General features: G+C 73.3%; 14 protein-coding genes. 10 read left to right on the top strand and 4 right to left on the bottom strand.

Annotated elements, in window-relative coordinates; all coding sequences use genetic code 11:
- Nucleotides 1-135: 135 nt before the first annotated feature.
- On the bottom strand, nucleotides 136-849 hold the full coding sequence (locus SYYSPA8_RS18095; RefSeq protein WP_323448244.1) for a FadR/GntR family transcriptional regulator: 714 nt from the start codon (nucleotides 847-849) through the stop codon (nucleotides 136-138).
- Between the two features lie 155 nt (nucleotides 850-1,004).
- Between SYYSPA8_RS18095 and SYYSPA8_RS18090 the strand changes: the two genes are divergently transcribed.
- Together SYYSPA8_RS18090 and SYYSPA8_RS18085 are read left to right on the top strand one after the other, a co-directional pair.
- Nucleotides 1,005-1,526 carry a gluconokinase gene (locus SYYSPA8_RS18090; protein WP_323448243.1) on the top strand — a complete coding sequence of 174 codons (522 nt, stop codon included), beginning with the start codon at nucleotides 1,005-1,007 and terminating at the stop codon, nucleotides 1,524-1,526.
- Between the two features lie 101 nt (nucleotides 1,527-1,627).
- Nucleotides 1,628-3,022, top strand: coding sequence for a GntT/GntP/DsdX family permease (locus SYYSPA8_RS18085; RefSeq protein WP_323448242.1), 1,395 nt, complete (start codon nucleotides 1,628-1,630; stop codon nucleotides 3,020-3,022).
- Nucleotides 3,023-3,193: 171 nt separating this feature from the next.
- Here the strand turns inward: SYYSPA8_RS18085 and SYYSPA8_RS18080 are convergent, their stop codons facing one another.
- Nucleotides 3,194-4,846 carry an FAD-binding dehydrogenase gene (locus SYYSPA8_RS18080; protein WP_323448241.1) on the bottom strand — a complete coding sequence of 551 codons (1,653 nt, stop codon included), beginning with the start codon at nucleotides 4,844-4,846 and terminating at the stop codon, nucleotides 3,194-3,196.
- Nucleotides 4,847-5,076: 230 nt separating this feature from the next.
- Between SYYSPA8_RS18080 and SYYSPA8_RS18075 the strand changes: the two genes are divergently transcribed.
- The 5 genes from SYYSPA8_RS18075 to SYYSPA8_RS18055 all read left to right on the top strand — a co-directional run bounded on the left by SYYSPA8_RS18075 (nucleotide 5,077) and on the right by SYYSPA8_RS18055 (nucleotide 8,878).
- Nucleotides 5,077-5,583: an NUDIX hydrolase gene (locus SYYSPA8_RS18075; RefSeq protein WP_323448240.1), complete on the top strand. Its 507-nt coding sequence runs from the start codon at nucleotides 5,077-5,079 to the stop codon at nucleotides 5,581-5,583.
- A 34-nt stretch (nucleotides 5,584-5,617) separates the two neighbouring features.
- Nucleotides 5,618-6,016, top strand: coding sequence for a YidH family protein (locus SYYSPA8_RS18070; protein ID WP_323448239.1), 399 nt, complete (start codon nucleotides 5,618-5,620; stop codon nucleotides 6,014-6,016).
- Nucleotides 6,013-6,339: a DUF202 domain-containing protein gene (locus SYYSPA8_RS18065; RefSeq protein WP_323448238.1), complete on the top strand. Its 327-nt coding sequence runs from the start codon at nucleotides 6,013-6,015 to the stop codon at nucleotides 6,337-6,339. Before SYYSPA8_RS18070 ends, SYYSPA8_RS18065 begins: the two co-directional genes overlap by 4 nt.
- A 292-nt stretch (nucleotides 6,340-6,631) precedes the next feature.
- On the top strand, nucleotides 6,632-7,654 hold the full coding sequence (locus tag SYYSPA8_RS18060) for a phosphotransferase family protein (protein WP_323448237.1): 1,023 nt from the start codon (nucleotides 6,632-6,634) through the stop codon (nucleotides 7,652-7,654).
- Nucleotides 7,655-7,663: 9 nt separating this feature from the next.
- On the top strand, nucleotides 7,664-8,878 hold the full coding sequence (locus tag SYYSPA8_RS18055) for an acyl-CoA dehydrogenase family protein (RefSeq protein WP_323448236.1): 1,215 nt from the start codon (nucleotides 7,664-7,666) through the stop codon (nucleotides 8,876-8,878).
- Nucleotides 8,879-8,920: 42 nt separating this feature from the next.
- Here the strand turns inward: SYYSPA8_RS18055 and SYYSPA8_RS18050 are convergent, their stop codons facing one another.
- Together SYYSPA8_RS18050 and SYYSPA8_RS18045 are read right to left on the bottom strand one after the other, a co-directional pair.
- Entirely contained in the window at nucleotides 8,921-9,514 is a 594-nt protein-coding gene (locus SYYSPA8_RS18050) for a TetR/AcrR family transcriptional regulator (protein WP_323448235.1), read from the bottom strand.
- Between the two features lie 147 nt (nucleotides 9,515-9,661).
- A complete protein-coding gene (locus SYYSPA8_RS18045; protein ID WP_323448234.1) occupies nucleotides 9,662-10,444 on the bottom strand; it encodes an SDR family oxidoreductase in 783 nt (260 codons plus the stop codon).
- A 206-nt stretch (nucleotides 10,445-10,650) separates the two neighbouring features.
- Here SYYSPA8_RS18045 and SYYSPA8_RS18040 point away from each other — a divergent pair, with 206 nt between their 5' ends.
- The 3 genes from SYYSPA8_RS18040 to SYYSPA8_RS18030 all read left to right on the top strand — a co-directional run bounded on the left by SYYSPA8_RS18040 (nucleotide 10,651) and on the right by SYYSPA8_RS18030 (nucleotide 15,039).
- Nucleotides 10,651-11,907 carry an exo-beta-N-acetylmuramidase NamZ family protein gene (locus tag SYYSPA8_RS18040; RefSeq protein ID WP_323448233.1) on the top strand — a complete coding sequence of 419 codons (1,257 nt, stop codon included), beginning with the start codon at nucleotides 10,651-10,653 and terminating at the stop codon, nucleotides 11,905-11,907.
- A gap of 113 nt (nucleotides 11,908-12,020) precedes the next feature.
- Entirely contained in the window at nucleotides 12,021-13,442 is a 1,422-nt protein-coding gene (locus SYYSPA8_RS18035) for an erythromycin esterase family protein (RefSeq protein ID WP_323448232.1), read from the top strand.
- A 139-nt stretch (nucleotides 13,443-13,581) separates the two neighbouring features.
- Nucleotides 13,582-15,039 carry a serine-threonine protein kinase gene (locus SYYSPA8_RS18030; protein ID WP_323448231.1) on the top strand — a complete coding sequence of 486 codons (1,458 nt, stop codon included), beginning with the start codon at nucleotides 13,582-13,584 and terminating at the stop codon, nucleotides 15,037-15,039.
- Nucleotides 15,040-15,601 lie beyond the last annotated feature (562 nt).

Raw genomic sequence — 15,601 nt, 5'->3', positions numbered from 1 at the left:
GGCGGGAGGGGCGTTCGGGGCATACCGGGAGCCCTCGGGCCCCAAGGCGAAGGGGCCGGGGACCTCAGGGCGCAACGGCCGGGGACCTCGGACCGAGGGGTACGGAGGTGCACGGGCCAAGGGGTACGGAGGTGTTCAGGCCGACGGGTCGGGGGCCAGGACGTCCAGCTCGGCGAGGGCGCCCACGGTGATCTCCCGGGTGATCCGCTCGGCCCGCTCCGCGTCGCCCTCCCGGACCGCCCCCGCCACCTCGACATGGAGGGTGACCGCCGCCGGGTCCGGGTCGTCGAACATCACCTGGTGGTGGGTGCGGCCGGTGAGGATCTCGGCGACCACGTCACCGAGCCGGGCGAACATCTCGTTGCCCGACGCCGTGAGGATCACCCGGTGGAAGGCGATGTCGTGCCGGAGGTACTCGGGCAGCTGCTGGCCGCGCGAGGTGGAGACCATGCCGAGGGCGCACGCCGTCAGCTCCGCGCACTGCTCGGCGGTGGCGTTGCGGGCGGCGAGCCCGGCGGCGACCGGTTCGATCGCGGATCTGAGCATGGTCAGGGAGCGCAGCTGCCGGGGCCGGTCGGCGCCGTCGAGCCGCCAGCGGATCACCCGGGGGTCGAAGACGTTCCACTCCTCGATGGCCAGGACCGTCACCCCGACCCGGCGGCGGGACTCGACCAGGTGCATCGACTCCAGGACCCGGACGACTTCGCGGACCACCGTGCGCGAGACATCGAAGCGCTGGGCGACCTCGTCGGTGCGGATCACGCTGCCCGGCGGGTACTCCCCCGCGGTGATCGCGAGCCCGAGGGTGTCGAGCACTTGGTCGTGGAGGCCCGGGCCCGCTGTCGTCATGGATCAAGGGTACGGGGCGGGGTCCGGCAAGAAAAAGTATGACGTTTAGATCTCAGACTCTTGAATAAGTCGTACCTAATAGGTTTCAGTAGCGCGACAGACCGGTGTCGACGCCGTGGTCGGCACCGGTGTGACGGAAACAGCGAGGCATGTACATGAGCACCCCTCACGTCGTCGTGGTGATGGGCGTGGCAGGGACCGGCAAGACCACGATCGGTCCCCTGCTCGCCGAGGCCCTGGGCGTCCCGTACGCCGAGGGCGACGACTTCCATCCCCCGGCCAACATCGCCAAGATGGCGTCCGGCACCCCGCTGGACGACGGCGACCGCCATCCCTGGCTGGACGCGATCGGCCGGTGGGCCCACGGCCGCGCGGGCCTCGGCGGCGTGGTCTCCAGCTCCGCGCTCAAGCGGTCCTACCGGGACCGGCTGCGGGCGGCCGCCCCGGAGGCGGTCTTCCTCCACCTCACCGGCGACCGCGAGCTGATCGAGCGGCGGATGTCCGAGCGGACGGGGCACTTCATGCCCACGGCACTGCTCGACTCCCAGTTCGCCACCCTGGAGCAGCTGGCTCCGGACGAGGCCGGCCACGCGGTCGACGTCTCCGGCACCCCGGAGGAGATCACCGCACGGGCCGTCGCCGCGCTCACCGGACCGCACGCGCCGCACGCCTCCTAGCACCGGAGCCGGACGGCCCCCGAGGCCGCCACGCCCTGGCACGCCCTCCCCCAGGGCCCCCTTCCCCCTGCACCACTTCGCCACTTCACCAAGGAACCACCGTGACCAGTCTCAGCGTCGAGATGCTGGCAGCGGACGCGGCGCCGATCACCTCGGCCGGCAACGCCCAGCTGGGCATCGCCGTCCTCGCGGGCATCGCCGTCATCGTCCTGCTCATCACCAAGTTCAAACTCCATGCCTTCCTGGCGCTGACCATCGGCTCGCTGGCGCTGGGCGCCTTCGCCGGTGCCCCGCTCGCCAAGGCCATCGAGTCCTTCTCCAAGGGCCTCGGCTCGACGGTCGCCGGTGTGGGTGTCCTCATCGCGCTGGGCGCGATCCTGGGCAAGCTGCTCGCCGACTCCGGCGGCGGTGACCAGATAGTCGACACGATCCTGGCGAAGGCGAACGGCCGCACCATGCCCTGGGCGATGGTGCTGATCGCCTCGGTGATCGGTCTGCCGCTCTTCTTCGAGGTCGGCATCGTGCTGCTGATCCCGGTCGTGCTGATGGTCGCCAAGCGGGGCAACTACTCGCTGATGCGGATCGGCATCCCGGCCCTGGCCGGCCTGTCGGTCATGCACGGCCTGGTGCCGCCGCACCCCGGCCCGCTGGTGGCGATCGACGCCCTCGACGCCAATCTGGGCATCACCCTCGGCCTCGGCGTCCTGGTCTCCATCCCGACCGTGATCATCGCCGGTCCGATCTTCGCGAAGTACGCGGCCCGCTGGGTGGACATCCAGGCCCCGGAGAAGATGATCCCGGCCCGCCCGTCGGAGGACCTGGAGCGCCGGCCCGGCTTCGGCGCCACCGTCTTCACGGTCATGCTGCCGGTCGTCCTGATGCTCGCCAACGCCCTGGTCGAGATCGTGGTGGACAACCCCGAGAACCCGGTGCAGAAGGTCACCGACGTCATCGGCTCCCCGATGATCGCGCTGCTCGCGGCCGTGCTCGTGGGTCTGTTCACGCTGGGCCGCGCGGCCGGCTTCACCAAGGACCGGCTCTCCTCCACCGTCGAGAAGTCGCTGGCCCCGATCGCGGGCGTGCTGATGATCGTCGGCGCGGGCGGCGGCTTCAAGCAGACGCTGATCGATGTCGGCGTGGGTCAGATGATCCTCGACTTCTCCGAGGACTGGTCGATCCCGACGCTGCTGCTGGCCTGGCTGATCGCGGTGGCGATCCGGCTGGCGACCGGTTCCGCGACCGTGGCGACGATCTCCGCCGCCGGTCTGGTCGCGCCGCTGGCGGCCGGCATGTCCTCGACCGAGTCGGCGCTGCTGGTGCTGGCGATCGGCTGTGGCTCGCTCTTCTTCAGCCATGTCAACGACGCGGGCTTCTGGCTGGTGAAGGAGTACTTCGGCATGGACGTCGGCCAGACGATCAAGACCTGGTCGGTGATGGAGACCATCATCTCGGTGGTCGGCATCGTCTTCGTGCTGCTGCTGTCGCTGGTGCTGTAACCAGTGCCGGAACCGGTGCCGGTGCTGGAGCCGGTGCTGGAGCCGGAACCGGATCGGTAGCGGCGGCCGGTGGTGCGCGACGGGGCGGAAGGGGCCGGAAGGCTTCCTTCCGCCCCGTCGCGCGTCCGGGGCCCGCGACATGCGACACGCGACACGCGGCGGGCCCCGGGCTCAGAGGGCGGCCGCCGCCGCCCGCCCCGCCGCCCGCCCCGAGAAGAGGCAGCCGCCGAGGAAGGTCCCTTCGAGGGAGCGGTAGCCGTGCATACCGCCCCCGCCGAACCCGGCCGCCTCCCCCACCGCGTACAGACCCGGCAGCGGCTCGCCGTCGTCCCCGAGCACCCGCGACGACAGGTCCGTCTCCAGCCCGCCGAGGGACTTGCGGGTGAGGATCCGCAGCCGTACGGCGATCAGCGGCCCGGCCGACGGGTCCAGGATCCGGTGCGGTGCGACCGTGCGCACCAGCCGGTCCCCGAGATAGCCGCGCGCCGCCCGGACCGCCATGACCTGGAGGTCCTTGGTGAACGGGTTGCGGACCTCCCGGTCCCGCGCGGTGATCTCACGGCGCAGCTCCGCCTCGTCGATCAGCGTCTCGCCCGTCCGCTCGTTCATCCCCCGCACCAGCGCGGCGAGATCCCGTTCGACCACGAAGTCGGCGCCCCGCTCCATGAAGGCGCGCACCGGGCCCGGCACCGCCGCCCGGGCGCGTTCCACCACGCGGCGGACCGACTTCCCCGTGAGATCCGGGTTCTGCTCGGAGCCGGAGAGCCCGAACTCCTTCCCGATGATCCGCTGGTTCAGGACGAACCAGGTGTGCTCGTACCCGGAGCGCATGATGTGCTCCAGCGTGCCGAGGGTGTCGAAGCCGGGGAAGAGGGGTACGGGGAGCCGCCGCCCGCGCGCGTCCAGCCAGAGCGAGGAGGGGCCGGGCAGGATCCGGATGCCGTGCCGGGACCAGACCGGGTCCCAGTTCTCGATGCCCTCGGTGTAGTGCCACATCCGGTCCCCGTTGACGAGGCTCGCCCCGGCGCGTTCGGCGACCCCGAGCATCAGCCCGTCCACATGCGCGGGGACCCCGCTGAGCAGGTGCCGGGGCGGTTCCCCCAGCCGCTCGGGCCACCGGGAGCGGACGAGTTCGTGATTGCCGCCGATGCCGCCGGAAGCGATGATCACCGCCTGGGCGCGGAGTTCGAAGGCGCCGGAGACCTCGCGGCTGCTCGCGGTGCCGCGCTCGGCCGCCGAGGGTTCCAGTACCTCCCCGCTGACGGTGTCGAGGACACCGGCCGTGGCGCCGAGGCCGGTGACCCGGTGCCGGAAGCGCAGCTCGGCCCGGCCCCGGGCGACCCCTTCCCGTACCCGCCGCTCGAAGGGGGCGACGACGCCGGGCCCGGTGCCCCAGGTGATGTGGAAGCGGGGTACGGAGTTGCCGTGGCCGCGCGCGTCGTAGCCGCCGCGCTCGGCCCAGCCCACGACGGGGAAGAAGCGCACGCCGCGCCGGCGCAGCCAGGCCCGTTTCCCGCCGGCCGCGAAGTCGACGTACGCCTCGGCCCACCGCCGGGGCCAGTGGTCCTCCGCGCGGTCGAATCCCGCCGTGCCCAGCCAGTCCTGGAGGGCCAGCTCGTGGCTGTCCCGGATGCGCATCCGGCGCTGCTCGGGCGAGTCGACGAGGAAGAGCCCGCCGAAGGACCAGTGGGCCTGGCCGCCGATGGACGCCTCGGGCTCCTGGTCGAGCAGGATCACCGTGCGCCCGGCGTCGATCAGCTCGGCGGCGGCCACCAGGCCGGCCAGTCCGGCTCCGATCACGATCACATCTGCGTCGTACGCCATGGCGTCCATCCTTGTCGGGCGAGTCGGAAGAGCAGGAAGAGCCGGAAGAGAAAGGGCCGGGAGAGGTACGGGACCGGATGAGAAGATCGCCGGGCCACCGGGCAGGCGACAGCCCGGTGGCGGCGGCGATCCGGTCCGATCTTCCGTACGGTCCGGTAACCCGTCAACGGTCGGGACCGGACCAGGTGCACGGAACCAGGACGGAATCAGGACGGAAAGAGGTGGGTGGCGTGGGAGCCGCTGACGAACTGCTCGACGTGGTCGACGCCGAGGACCGGGTCGTCGGTGTCGAGCGCCGGGGCGAGGTCTACGCCCGGGGGCTGCGCCACCGCTGTGCCTTCATCCTGGTCACCAACGCGGCCGGCGAGATCTTCGTCCACCGCAGGACCGCCGGCAAGCTGGTCTTCCCCTCCCGGTACGCCATGTTCACGGGCGGGGTCGTCGGGACCGGCGAGAGCTACGACGACGCCGCGTGGCGGGAGGCGCGCGAGGAGTTGGGCGCACCGGATCTCCCCCGGCCCACCCCACTCTTCCGTTTCCTCTATGAGGAGGAGGACCGCTCCTGGTGGTCGGCGGTGTACCAGGTGCGCTGCGATATTCCGGTGCGGCCCCAGGCCGAGGAGGTCGCCTGGTGGGCGTTCCTCCCGCCGAAGGAGCTGGAGCGGCGGCTGACCGAGTGGGAGTGGGTGCCGGACGGGCTGGCCGCCTACCGTCTCCTCACCGCGCACCAGGACTGATCATCTGATTGTTTCCGCAGGTAAGGTGCGGAGAATGAGGGATCTCGCACGGAGTCTGCGGCTCTGGTTCGCACCCGGGCGGGTGCGTGCGGAGGGTGAGACTCCCGACTACCGCTTCTCGCTCGCCAACGAGCGCACCTTCCTCGCCTGGCTGCGGACGGCGCTGGCGCTGATCGGCGGCGGTTTCGCGGTGGACCAGTTCCTGCCCGATCTGCGCTGGGGGGTACGGGTCGGCCTGGCCCTCGGCCTGCTGGGCGCGGGCGTGCTCTGCGCGCTGCGGGCGGTCAACCACTGGGTGCGGTGCGAGCGCGCGATGCGCCGGGGCGAGGATCTGCCGGTGTCCCGGTTCCCGGTGGTGCTGGGTCTGGTGGTGGCCGGTGTGGCGCTGGCGATGGTGGCCGTGGTGCTGTTCGGCTGGGAGGGCGGGCGGTGACGGGCCGGGCGCCGGCCGTCCGCGACCCGGGGCTCCAGCCGGAGCGCACCCGGCTGGCCTGGCGCCGGACCACACTGGCGGGCACGGTCGTGGGGGTGCTCGCCGTACGGCAGGCGGTCCTGGACGACGTGGCCGGGGACCGGGGGACGATCGCCCTGGCGGGAACCGCCCTGGTGTGGCTGGCCTTTCTGGCCCTGGCGCACCGGCGGACCCGGCTGCTGGGGGCGGGCCCGATCCCGGCGACGCTGAGCGGGGGGATCGCGCTGGGCGCGGCGGGGTGCACCGTGGCGCTGGCCGCACTCGCGATGATCATGATCGTCTGAGACCGCGTGCCCGTCCGGGAGCGCCTATCCGTGCGGGACCGCCTATCCGTGCGGGACCCCATGCACGTCCGAGACCCCGTGCACGTCCGAGACCCCGTGCCCGCCTGGGACCCCGTGCCCGTCCGAGACCCCCTCACGGCGGCCTGAAACCGTCCGCACGGGACCCCGCGCCACGGAACTCACCCCACCCCGGGGGCGGTTCGCGACGGACCCTCCGGCGCCCCCACTGGACGACATACCGACCGGTCGGTCATCATGGGCGGGCCCGCCCGTACCCCACGGAGGAACACCGATGAGCCCAGACGCCCCGCCAGGTCTCGACGTCGGGCGGCTGCGCGCCCATCTCGACCGCGTCCGCCCCGGGCTGGTGCGCGGACCCCTCAGCGCGCGGCTGATCCAGGGCGGCCGCTCCAACCTCACCTACCGGGTCACCGACGGCACCCGGCGCTGGGTGGTGCGCCGCCCGCCGCTGGGCCATGTCCTCGCCACCGCCCACGACATGGGCCGGGAGCACCGGGTCATCAGCGCCCTGAGCCGTACGGCCGTGCCGGTGCCCGCGACGGTGGTGCTCTGCGAGGACGGCGCGGTGCTCGGGGCGCCGTTCTACGTCATGGAGTTCGTCCCCGGCACCCCCTACCGCGATGCCGGCGAACTGCTGCCGCTCGGCCCTCAGCGCACCCGTCAGGTGGTGCTCGGGCTGCTGGACACCCTGGTCGAGCTGCACTCCGTGGACCCCGGCGCGGTGGGGCTCGCCGACTTCGGCCGCCCCGAGGGCTTCCTGGAGCGCCAGCTGCGGCGCTGGGCCAAGCAGCTCGCCGCCTCCCGCAGCCGGGAGCTGGCCGGCATCGAGGAGCTGCACACCGCGCTCGGCCGGTCGCTGCCCCGCTCCCCCGCGCCCACCGTCGTCCACGGCGACTACCGGCTCGACAACGCCCTCGTCGGCGTCGACGACCGGATCACGGCGGTGCTGGACTGGGAGATGTCGACACTCGGCGACCCGCTGACCGATCTCGGGCTGCTGGCGATGTACAGCACCCGGCTGGAGCTGCCGCACTCGCCGATCAGCAGCACGGCCGGGGCCCCCGGCCACCCCGGCACGGACGAGCTGATCGAGCGGTACGCCGCCCGCTCCGGCCGGGACACCTCCGCGATCTCCTGGTACACGGCGTTCGCCTGGTTCAAGCTCGCCGTGATCCTGGAGGGCATCCACTACCGCTACACCCTGGGACAGACGGTCGGCGACGGCTTCGACCGGATCGGCGGCGTCGTCCCGGTCTTCATCGAGCACGGCCTCACCACTCTCCAGGAAGGCTGAAACCCACCCATGGACTTCGCATTCGACGCGCGCACCGAGGAACTGCGGGCCGCCCTGCTCGCCTTCATGGACGAGTGGGTGCATCCGGCGGAGGAGACGGCGCGGGAGCAGCGGGCGGCCCTCGGCTCGCCGTGGGAGACCCCGGCGGTGGTGACGGAGCTGAAGGCCGAGGCCCGCCAGCGGGGCCTGTGGAACCTCTTCCTCCCGGACCGGGAGTACGGGGCGGGGCTGACCAATCTCCAGTACGCGCCGCTGGCGGAGATCACCGGCCACAGCCCCGACCTGGCCCCGACCGCGCTGAACTGCGCCGCCCCGGACACCGGGAACATGGAGGTGCTGGCGCAGTTCGGCGACGAGCGGCAGCGCAAGCAGTGGCTGGAGCCGCTGCTCGCGGGGGAGATCCGGTCGGCGTTCGCGATGACGGAGCCGGAGGTGGCGTCGTCGGACGCGACCAATGTCCGGACCCGGATCGAGCGGCACGGCGACACGTATGTCATCAACGGCCGCAAGTGGTACATCTCCGGTGCGATGAATCCGGCGTGCGCGGTGCTCGTCGTCATGGGGAAGACCGACCCGGGGAACGCGGACCCCCGCCGTCAGCAGTCGATGGTGCTGGTGCCGATGGACACGCCGGGTGTGAGCGTGCGCCGGGCGATGCGGGTGTACGGATACGAGGACCACGCCCACGGCGGGCACGCGGAAATCGCCTTCGAGGACGTACGGGTGCCCGTGACGCATCTGATCGGCGCGGAGGGCGGCGGCTTCGCCATCGCCCAGGCGCGGCTGGGGCCGGGCCGGATCCACCACTGCATGCGGCTGATCGGGATGGCGGAGCGGGCGATCGCGCTGATGTGCCGCAGGGCCCTGGACCGGACCGCCTTCGGGGCGCCGCTCGCCGACCAGGGCGTGGTCCGGACATGGATCGCGGACGCGCGGGTGGCGGTGGAGCAGCTGCGGCTGCTGGTGCTGAAGACGGCGTGGCTGATGGACACCGTGGGCAACAAGGGGGCCCATACGGAGATCCAGGCCATCAAGATCGCGACGCCTCGGGCGGTGCAGGAGATCCTGGACCGGGCGGTGCAGCTGCACGGCGCGGGCGGGGTGGGGCAGGACTTCCCGCTGGCGGAGCTGTGGGCGGCGGCCAGGACGCTGCGGCTGGCGGACGGCCCCGACGAGGTGCACCAGCGGTCGCTGGCCCGCCGGGAGCTGGACCGCCACCGCTGACGGGCCCCGGCCCGCCCCCGCGGAGGACGGGGCCGGGGCGGCTCAGGGCCGCAGCGCGCGCATCAGCAGATCGGCGAGGTGGTCGGCGACCTGCCGCTTGGTCAGCGGGCCGTCGGGCCGGTACCAGGTGGACAGATGGTGGACCGAGCCGAAGTGGTAGTCGACCACGAGGTCGGCGGGGGTGGCGGTGGAGAAGACGCCGCCGCGCTGCCCCTCCTCGACCAGGGCCCGGAACCGCTCGTGGTAGCGGCGGCGCTCGGCGCGGACCTGCTTGTGCTTCTCCGGGCTCAGATGGTGCATGGAGCGGAAGAAGATCGAGGCGTCGTCCAGGTTGTCGATGGTGGTGACGACGACATCGGCGGCGGCCGCCCGCAGCCGGGCCGCGACGGGCTCGTCGGCGTCCGCGTAGGCGTCGAGCCGTTCCTGCTGGACCCGCAGCACCCGGGCGTAGACCTCGTGGAGCAGGTCCTCCTTGGAGCCGAAGTAGTGGTACAGGGCCCCTTTGGTGACCCCGGCGGCCTCGACGATCTCCTGGACGGAGGTGCGGTCGTAGCCGCGCTCGGCGAAGAGGCGGGTGGCGGCGGCCAGCAGTCTGCGCGGTACGGGGGTGTCGTCCCCGTCCGTCGTTCGCGCCATGGCCGCCACCAACCTCTCGTTCGTTCTGTACGGGTGTCCGGCACGAGTGTCCGGTACGGGTGTCCGGCACGGGTGCGCGGGCGGGCCGCGCGGGCCGTTTCGGCCGTTCGCGTCGCCGGATCCGGCCCCCGCTGTGAGATCTTCCCACTAGTCGCGCGGGGCCGGCCCGGCGGTCCCCGCTTCCCAGATCTGCTGGACGCCGTTCATCCTGGCCAGCCAGTGCTCGGGGTCGGTGGCGCGGTTGCGGTAGAAGGCGGCGGCCTCGGGGTGCGGCAGGATCAGGAAGCGGTCGGCGGCCATGCCCTCGAAGAGTGCGTCGGCGACGTCGGAGGGCTCGATCGCGGTGGGCGCGAGCACCAGGTCGCCGGCGGACCCGGCCTCGGTGAGCATGTCGGTGCGCACCCCCTGCGGGCAGATGGCGTGGACCTTCAGCCCCCGGTGGCGGTAGGTGAGGGAGAGCCATTCGGCGAAGGCGTACGCGCCGTGCTTGGACACGGAGTAGGGGGCGGCGCCGATCATGGTGAGCAGCCCGGCGGCGGAGACGGTGGAGACGAACCGCCCGCTGCCGCGCTCCAGCCAGCCGGGGAGCAGGGTGCGCACCGCCCGGACATGGGCCATGACGTTGACGTCCCAGGCGGCGGCCCAGACCTTCTCGTCGGCGAACGCGTCGCCGGGGGAGGAGAGTCCGGCGTTGGCGCAGTAGATGTCGACGGTGCCGCCGAGGGCGTCCCGGGCGGCGTCGATCACGTCGGAGGCGTCGCCGGGGACGGCCACACCGCCGATCTCCCCGGCGACGGCACGCGCCTTCCCGGGGTCGATGTCGTTGACGACGACCCTGGCCCCCTCGGCGGCGAACCGCCGCGCGAGCGCGGCCCCGATCCCGCCGCCCGCCCCGGTGACCACCACGCCCGCCTGTGCCGCCGCGCCCATGACTCTTCTCCTGTTCACCGGTTGCCCCCTGACACACTGTCGCATACTAACCAGTCGGTACGGAATGGTCGGTACGGGAGCGCTCCACCGGAAACCCGCCATCGGAAACGCGCCATCGGGATCATGCCGTCCGGGGCGTTCCGTACGCGGGTTCGCCGCGCTAGCGTGCGTGGCCAGGAACGACTCCGGCAGGAAGGACACATCGGATGGGCCTTTCACGACGGGGGCTGCTGGCCGCCACGGGGGCGATGGGAGCGGTCGCGGCGGGCGGCCCGGCGGCCGCCGACGGGCCGGCCGAAAAGCGACGGGGCCGGCGGGTGCGCACCGGGTTCGACCGGCTGGCCGCCGACGGCTACGCCCGGCTGGCCGGCGAGCGGGTCGGCGTGATCACCAATCCCACCGGGGTCACGGCGGACCTGCGGCACGTCGTGGACGTGATGCACGCCGACGAACGGGTGGACCTGAGGGCCGTCTTCGGCCCCGAGCACGGCTTCCGGGGCACGGCCCAGGCGGGCGGCTCGGAGGGCCGCTACGACGACCCCGCGACCGGGCTCCCCGTCTACGACACCTACCGGCTCAGCGGGCAGCCGCTGGCGGACGTCTTCACCGCGTCGGGCGTCGACACCCTCGTCTTCGACATCCAGGACGTGGGCGCGCGCTTCTACACGTACATCTGGACGCTGTACGACTGCATGCGCTCGGCCGCCCTCGCGGGCAAGCGGCTCGTCGTCCTGGACCGGCCCAATCCGGTCACCGGCCGGGCCGCGCTGGGGCCGGTGCTGGACCGGGCGTACGCCTCCTTCGTGGGGCTGGAACCGATCCCCCAGGCACACGGCATGACCGTCGCGGAGCTGGCAGGGCTCTTCAACGCCGAATTCCTGGCGGAGCGGCCGGTGGAGCTGGAGACGGTCCGGATGGCGGGCTGGCGGCGCGGGGACTTCTTCGACGCCACCGGACTGCCCTGGGTGCCGCCGAGCCCCAACATGCCCACACCCGAGACGGCCCTCGTGTACGCGGGGACCTGCCTCTTCGAGGGGACGACGCTCTCCGAGGGGCGCGGCACCACCCGCCCGTTCGAACTGCTGGGGGCGCCGGAGATCGACGGCCGGTGGGCCGCCGCCGCAAACGCGCTGGAGCTGCCGGGGGTGCGCTTCCGCGAGGCCTACTTCGCCCCGTCGTTCTCAAAGTTCGCCGGGCGGACCGTGGGCGGGGTGCAGGTGCACGTCCACGACCGGGAGGTCTTCGACCCGGTACGGACCGGGATCGCGCTGCTGGTGACGGCGCGGCGGTCGTGGAGCGGCTTCGCCTGGACACAGGGCGGCCAGTGGATCGACAAGCTCACCGGCTCGGGCCGGGTCAGGGCGCTGATCGACGCGGGCGCCGGGGCGGACGACGTGGTGGGGGCGTGGCAGGAGGAGCTGGCCGCGTTCCGCCGGGTACGCCGGCGCCATCTGCGCTACTGAGCACACGGAGCCGGGGCGGGGGGCGCGGGTGCCCGGGCACGGGGGTGATCCCCACCCCGGGGGCGGGGGGCCGCCGGATGGCCCCCGGCCCGGCGCGCGCCCAGCCTGGTGTCATGCGCTTTCCGACACGTACCCGTACCCGGCTCCGGCTGCTGTTACTGCCCGCGCTCGCCCTGGGCACCCTGCTGACCCCGCACGTCACCGGGGCCGCCACCGCACCAGCCGCCGCGTCCACCACGTCGTCCACCGCCCTGTCCACCACCTTGTCCGCCGCTGATCCCGTCCCCGCGCTGGCGCGGGCCGCCCACCCGCTCACGGACCTGCGGCCGCTGGAACGGATGGTGGGCGGCGCGAGTGTCGTCGGCGTCGGCGAGGCCGCCCACGGCTCCGGCGACTTCTTCCGTTCCAAGCAGCGGATCTTCGAGCATCTGGTGGAGCGGAAGGGCTTCACCACCTTCGCCCTGGAGGCCAACTGGAGCGCCGGGGTCCGGCTCAACGACTATGTCCTGCACGGCCGGGGGGACGTACAGCGGATCATGCGGGAGGAGTTCCAGAACTCGTACGCCCTCTGGAACAACCGGGAGTACCTGGATCTGCTGCGCTGGATGCGGCAGCACAATGAGCGCCATCCGCACCACCCCGTGCGGTTCATGGGGAACGACATGGGCTACGCGGGCCCGGAGCTGTTCGACGCGGTGACCCGGTACGTGGCCGAGCACCACCCCGCGCTCCTGGCCGAGGTCCGCGAGCGCTACCGGCCCTGGCGCCCGACCGGTTCGGTGGACGCGACCATGAAGCGGCTGCTGACCCTGCCGATGGCGGAGCGGCAGCGGATGAGGGGCGACCTGGCGCGGGTGGCGGAGCTGCTCGGGCGCCGGGACCCGGCACCGGACCGCGAGCGGGAACGGGAACGGGAACGGGAGCAGGAGCGGCACGCCTGGACGCTCCAGCACGCGCGGGCGATCGCCCAGGTCGGCGAGATGTACACGTACAACTACTTCGTCCCGGCGCAGGCCGCGAAGATGATGCGCTACCGGGACCGGATCATGGCCGAGAACACCGTGTGGTGGCAGCGGCACACCGGCCAGAAGGTGCTGCTCTCCGCGCACAACGGACATGTGGGGTACGAGACTCCGGACCGGTCGCGCTATCCGAGGCTCCAGGGCGCGTTCATCCGGGACATGATCGGCGACCGCTACGCGAACGTCGGGTTCACCTTCGGCCGGGGGTCGTTCAACGCGCTCGACACGGCCGATCCGGCGGAGCCGATGCGCGAGTTCTCGGTCGCGGGGCCGGCGCCCGGGGGCTCCGAGGAGACCCTGGAGCGCGTCGCGGACCACGACTACTACCTGGACCTGCGGACCGCGCCCGCTGTGGCCCAGCGCTGGCTGAACCGGCACCGCCCGGTGTGGAGCATCGGCAACTCCTGGCCGGAGCAGGCCCGTCCGCAGCGGCTCGCGACCGGGTACGACGTACTCGTCCATCTGCGCCGGGTGACGGCCTCCGAGCTGCTGCCGGGGGCCGCAGGGCGCTGACCGGAGCCGGTGTCCGGTCCTCCACCACCGGTCGCACACCTGGCGAGAACCGGCCATCCCAGGTATGGCCCTCCCGCTGTCGAGGCAGGATCCTTCTGACAGATGCGGACGTATCGGGGGCGGGGTGGCCATGCCGGAAATGAGCGTAGGGCCGTATCAGGACATCACCTTCGACCGGGACGGCGACGTGGACGCGGCGGACCGCACCCGGCTGCTCGGCCTCGACTGCACCGACCTGGTGATGTTCGCCCACGGGTGGAACAACTCCCCGCGCGAGGCCGCCCGGCTCTTCTCGGCGTTCTTCGCGCCCTTCCCAGGGCTGCTGGGGCCGGGCGTGCGGATGGGGTACGCGGGGATCGTCTGGCCCTCGATGCGGTTCACCGACGAACCGGTGCCAGCGCCCTCCCGGGCGGCGGCCGGGCGGTGGCCGGTCGCGGCCGGTTCCGTACCGGTGCGGGGCGGGGCGCGGATCCCGCCGCCGGGTGAGCGGATCGCGCTGGACGTGGCCACGCGGATGGCGCTCCAGGGGCTGTTCCCCGGCCATGAGGCGACGGTGGCCCGGCTGGCGGCGCTGCTGGAGCTGCGGCCCGACCGGGCGGACGCGTTCGCGGAGTTCGGCCGGCTGGCCCGGCAGCTGGCGGAGGCCCCGCCGGGAGGTCTGGGGAACTGTTTCGGCCAGGATCTCCCGCAGGAGGAGATGGGGCCGCCCGCGCTGCTCTACGAGGACGTCCTGACGCTGTGCCGGGAGTTCTCGGCGGCGCTGGAGACGGCCCGGCCGGGCGGCTTCCCCGGCGCTGTCCCCGGCCCCGGCACCGGCGGTGGCCCCGGTGGGCTCCCGCAGCCCGGCGGTCTTCCGGGCGGCCCGGCGGGCGGCGGAGCCCCCGTCTCCCCGCCCGCCTCCCCGCGCGGCTTCCGCGACGGCCGCGCGGACGGCCCCGACCGGCTCTGGCGCGGCGCCAAGGAGCTGCTGCGGCAGACGACGTACTACGCGCTGAAGCGCCGCGCCGGAGCCGTCGGCGAGCTGGGACTCGGCCCGCTGCTGGGGCAGCTCGCCCGCAGCCGGCCGGGGCTGCGGGTGCACCTGGTGGGCCACAGTCAGGGCGCCCGGCTGGTCGCCTTCGCCCTGCGCGGCCTCCCCGACGGCGCGCGGAACGTGAAGTCGGTGACCCTGCTCCAGGGCGCGTTCTCCCACTACGCGTTCGCGCCGAGCCTGCCGCACGCGGCCCAGCGGTCGGGGGCGCTGGGCGCGCTGGAGCAGCGCGTCGACGGCCCGGTGGTGGCCTGCTACTCCCGGCACGACAGCGCCCTCGGAGTGCTCTATCCGCTGGCGTCCCGGCTCGCGCGGGACGAGCGGTACGGGAGCGCCCAGGACCGGCGCTGGTGGGCCGTGGGGCACGACGGGCTGCGCGCGGTGGTGCCCTCGGTGCGGCTGACCCTGGAGGAGGCGCTGGGGCGGGGTGTGCCGGGCTCGGGGTGCGTGAGCGTGGACACGGCGTCGGTGGTCCGCTGCGGCGGGCCGCCGGCCGGCGCGCACAACGACATCTGCCACCGGGAGCTGGCACGGGTGGTCGTCGCGGCGGGCCGCGTGGGCCGCTGAGCCCGGGGCCGGCCGGGTCCTTTCTTCCGGATCAGGCTGGATCGGGCCAGATCGGGCTGGATCGGGCCGGCTCAGGGAGCGGGGTCTGGTGCGTGGGGTCTCCCCAGGTCCGTCGGTGGCCGAGGGGTGGGGTCTCCCCGGGCCTGCCGGCGGACGAGGGGTGGGGTCTCCCCAGGCCTGCCGGCGGACGAGGGGTGGGGTCTCCCCAGGCCCCCAGGGCCGAGGGGACGTATCGGAAGCCGGAGGATGGCCCTCGCCCGGCCCCCCGGCCCCCCGGGCCCCCGGGCCCCCGGGCCCCGGCGGAGGGCGACACCGGGGCAACGAGCCCAGCCTGATCCGGCGGGGAAGGGCCTGCTTGGGCCTGTCCGGTGGACAGGCTGGGCGAGGGAGCGGGGTCTGGTGCATGGGTCTCCCCAGGCCCGCCAGGCCCCAGGAGGAGGGGTGCCAGGGCGCGCGGGCCCGGCATGATCCGGAAGGGAGGGCCCGGGCGGCACGGCCCCCGCCCGCGACGCACGCGCGGCGCCTTCCGGATCCACCGGACAGAGCACCTGCACGGCACCTT

The organism is Streptomyces yaizuensis (genome assembly GCF_034961445.1).
Classification (GTDB): domain Bacteria; phylum Actinomycetota; class Actinomycetes; order Streptomycetales; family Streptomycetaceae; genus Streptomyces; species Streptomyces yaizuensis.
This window is presented reverse-complemented; position numbering and strand designations above follow the sequence as displayed.